Here is a 4,199-nt window from a genome sequence, read left to right as displayed (position 1 = left end):
TTTCGTCAAAACTGATTGTTGACACAACAACCCAGGGCCTATACGTATGGAGCAAAGCAGAATACGGGAAAATAATGATCTCGTCTATCGCCCCCGTATTTCGCTGCGCTCATAGGGGGTACTGAACGCGATGAACAAACGTATCCCAAAATCCTTCATTCAAGATCTTTTATCCCGTACCGATATCGTTGAATTAATTCAATCACGGGTCACTATTAAAAAACGTGGCGCTAATTATTTAGGCTTATGTCCTTTTCACACCGAAAAAACCCCTTCATTTACGGTGAGCTCGAGCAAACAATTTTATTATTGTTTTGGATGTGGTGCTCACGGCAACGCCATTAGTTTTTTAATAGCTTTCGACCGAATAGAATTCCTGGAAGCAGTGACAGACTTAGCTAATCAGCTCGGCATTGAAATTCCAAATGAAACAATCGGTCAATCTAAAAAAGCAGAAGTCAACAATGATTTTGTTTTATTAACCACTATTTCCCGTTTCTACCAACGCGAATTAAAACGCTCACCCCCCGCTATTCACTACTTAAAATCACGCGGACTCACTGGCGAAACAGCAAAACAATTCGTTATTGGCTATGCCCCAAACGCTTGGGAAAACCTTCGGGCTTTTGCTAAAAACTCAAAAATACAGTCACAGCTTGTCACTCACGGCTTAGTCATCAAAAAAGAAAACCGTTGCTTTGATCGATTTCGTAATCGCATTATCTTCCCTATCCGCGACCTTCGCGGACGAGTCATTGCTTTTGGAGGCCGCAGTGTAAGCGAGGATTTACCGAAATACATGAACTCTCCCGAAACACCCCTTTTCAAAAAAGGAAGCGAATTATATGGTTTGCATGAAGCTTGCAAAACACACCGCCCCTTGCCTCGCGCATTAATCGTTGAAGGTTACATGGACGTCGTCTCACTTCATCAGCATGGTATCACCTACGCAGTCGCTACCCTTGGAACAGCTACCAGCGTTCGCCATTTACAAAAATTATTACGTTACACCCACGAAATTATTTATTGTTTCGACGGCGACGACGCTGGAAGAAAAGCGGCCTGGCGGGCACTAACTTCCACCCTTCCTGTAATGCGCGAAGGCATTCACATTCGTTTTTTATTTTTACCGCAAGGAGAAGATCCCGACAGCTTAATCCAAAAGATTGGGCGAGAAGCCTTCGAAAATAAAATTGATCAAGCTCCACCCTTAAGCGAATTTTTCTTTTCTCATTTGCAAAAGGAAATCCCTACCCGCTCTATTGACGACAAAGCCGCCTTCGCTAAACAGGCATTGGAACATCTACGGCCGATGCCAAGAGGCATTTTTTATCAATTTCTCCTGGAAGAACTCGCTCAACGATTAGCCCTTGATCTCAGTGAACTCGACTCACTTACGGTTTCACCGCCCTCCATGCCTGCCGCTTCTACCCGAGTGCCCTCTTTGGCTTATCATGCTTTATCAATCCTAGCCCAAGCCCCTTCACTCGTAAGCGTTATTCAAGACATGACGATTCCAAAAAGTCAGGACCCTCAGGTACAATTTTTAGCCAAAATGGTCCTCTTTTTAAAAAAACGACCCGTAGTAACCACTGGCGAATTGCTGGCCTTTTGTCCCGAATCCCAACGCCGCCTGATGGCCAAATTAGCCACTTACAAGATGGGATTATCAGAAGACGGTCTCGCTGCTGAATTGAAAGACGCGATTAATCGCCTTCACGAACAACACAAAAAAGAAGAATATTTTCAATCACTTATAAAATATTCTCATAAAGAAACACTTGACGAATGAGCAGACATCCTTATGTAAAAACAGAACAGTAATGACTGATTTAACGAATTTAAAATGGTATACTGATAGGTTATAGTCATAGAACTCAAGCTATCCTAACGAAGGGGTAAAAGAACACTTATGCCAAGCCGTAAAAAAAAATCCAGCGCTACTAAGACCAAGAAAAAAACAACTGTTAAAAAAGCCTGTATAACTGCTAAAGCTAAACCTTCTGTAAAGTCAAAGCTTAAAACGATAAAGCGCCCGCCGGCAAAACCGAAAGCGGTGATAGCGGCTAAAACTAATTCTAAAAAAGAAAAGCCTAAAGTCGGGACACAGCCATTAACTAAAACTGCTGAGAAAAGGTCTTCCGCGCCGTCTTCAGAAACTCAACAACCCGAGATAGGAGAGAATGCAGAAGAAAGGCAACGTTTAGGCTTTGGCGCACTCCTAGAAGAAGCGAAAAATAAGGGCTACCTGATACACGAAGATTTAATTAACCTTCTCCCTAACGATTATGCAGATCCTTCTCAAATGGAAAGCATTATCGGTCGTTTAACCGAAATGGGTATCAAAGTTTTCGAAATTCCTCCTGACGCCGATTCCCTGCTTTTAGAGGAAGATACCCAATCCGACGATGACGAGATCAACGAGGACGTAGCCGAAGTATTGGCGACAGAAACCCGAACTACTGATCCCGTTCGCATGTACATGCGTGAAATGGGGAGTGTAGAGTTGCTAACGCGGGAAGGCGAAATTGTCATCGCCAAACGCATTGAAGAAGGCATCCGCCAAGTCATGGATGCCGTGGTCCAATACCCTGAACTCATTGAAAAATTTATTAAAGAATATAACGCCATCGTAGCGACTGAGGGCCGCTTAAGCGATCTACTCATTGGCTTCTTTGACGAAGAAGAATCAACAGCCTCCCCTGTTGCACCAGAAGCCCGCAATAAAGAAGCTGAAACCTCGGATGAGGACGACAGAGGAGAAGGTGGCAGTGATGAATTTGGCGAGAGCGGTCCTGACCCCATCATTACTCAACAACATATGGAAGAGCTTAAAAAGTTGTACGGCCGCTATCAAAACGCTATTAAACGTTATGGCAAAAAAGCGCCGACAACGCTCAAATATCAAAAAGCCTTGGCTAAGTTGTTTTCAACGTTTAAACTTTCAATCAAGCAATTTAATCGTCTCACCGGTCAATTACGTCGAATACTAAAAGCTGCGCGCGCTCAAGAACGTTTAATCATGAGTTATTGCGTTGTCAAAGCAAAAACGCCACGTAAAAAATTTATTGCTTCCTTTCCGCATAATGAAACCAACATGAAGTGGTTGGAGCAGTACAAAAATGAAAACAAAGAACAAGCGAAACGACTGGAAAAATACAGCAAAGAAATCTATCGCGCTCAACGAAATTTAGCGCAGCTGGAAGAGCAAAATAATTTAACCATTCAAGAAATCAAAGAAATTAATCGTCGTGTTTCTATCGGTGAGGCAAAATCGCGGCGTGCTAAAAAGGAAATGATCGAAGCTAATTTACGCCTGGTTATTTCAATCGCGAAAAAATACACCAACCGGGGGCTGCAATTTCTGGATCTCATCCAAGAAGGAAACATTGGCTTAATGAAAGCCGTTGACAAATTTGAATATCGCCGCGGTTACAAGTTTTCAACCTACGCCACGTGGTGGATTCGTCAAGCAATTACGCGTTCGATCGCCGACCAAGCCCGGACTATCCGGATTCCTGTGCACATGATTGAAACGATCAATAAACTCAATCGCATCAGTCGACAAATCCTGCAAGAAACCGGAATAGAAGCCACGCCCGAAGAACTGGGCCGACGGATGGATATGCCGGAAGAAAAAGTCAGAAAGGTATTAAAGATCGCAAAAGAACCGATTTCTATGGAAACGCCTATTGGCGAAGATGAAGATTCTAATCTCGGTGATTTTATTGAAGACATCAACATGGAATCACCCATGGATTTCGCCACTTCGGCCGGACTCATGGAAGCTACGCGAGAAATTTTATCTACACTTACCCCACGCGAAGCGAAAGTATTGCGGATGCGTTTCGGTATCGACATGAATACTGATCACACGCTGGAAGAAGTAGGCAAACAATTCGACGTCACGCGAGAGCGAATTCGTCAAATTGAAGCCAAAGCCTTACGCAAACTGCGCCACCCCAGTCGCGCTGAAAAATTACACAGTTTCATAGAAGTTGAGGAATAAGCAACTCTCGGTAGAGGACGGTAAATTTTACTAAAGTCTGTTTATTGTTCGATTTCTTCGCAAAGCTAAACAACCCAATGAAAAGTGCGCTCTTTAAAGGGGGCGTTATAATGCGCCAACACAGAATTTCTATTTTAAATAAAGAGCAGGTGATGAAAGATATTAAAATACTTGGTGTTGATATTTATTG

Annotated in this window: 2 protein-coding genes; both read left to right on the top strand. The window is 43.2% G+C overall.

Annotated features, from left to right (window positions below):
* Positions 1 to 130: 130 nt before the first annotated feature.
* Positions 131 to 1,792 (top strand): DNA primase, encoded by a 1,662-nt coding sequence (gene dnaG / locus FIV31_RS07355; RefSeq protein ID WP_280124323.1) that lies wholly within the window; start codon positions 131 to 133, stop codon positions 1,790 to 1,792.
* Positions 1,793 to 1,912: 120 nt separating this feature from the next.
* Positions 1,913 to 4,009 carry an RNA polymerase sigma factor RpoD gene (gene rpoD, locus FIV31_RS07350; RefSeq protein WP_280124322.1) on the top strand — a complete coding sequence of 699 codons (2,097 nt, stop codon included), beginning with the start codon at positions 1,913 to 1,915 and terminating at the stop codon, positions 4,007 to 4,009.
* The last annotated feature ends 190 nt before the right edge of the window (positions 4,010 to 4,199 follow it).

The sequence above is a fragment of the Coxiella endosymbiont of Ornithodoros amblus genome, assembly GCF_019425495.1.
GTDB lineage: Bacteria > Pseudomonadota > Gammaproteobacteria > Coxiellales > Coxiellaceae > Coxiella.
The sequence above is the reverse complement of the archived record's forward strand: the minus strand, read 5'-3'. Positions and strand labels throughout refer to the sequence as shown.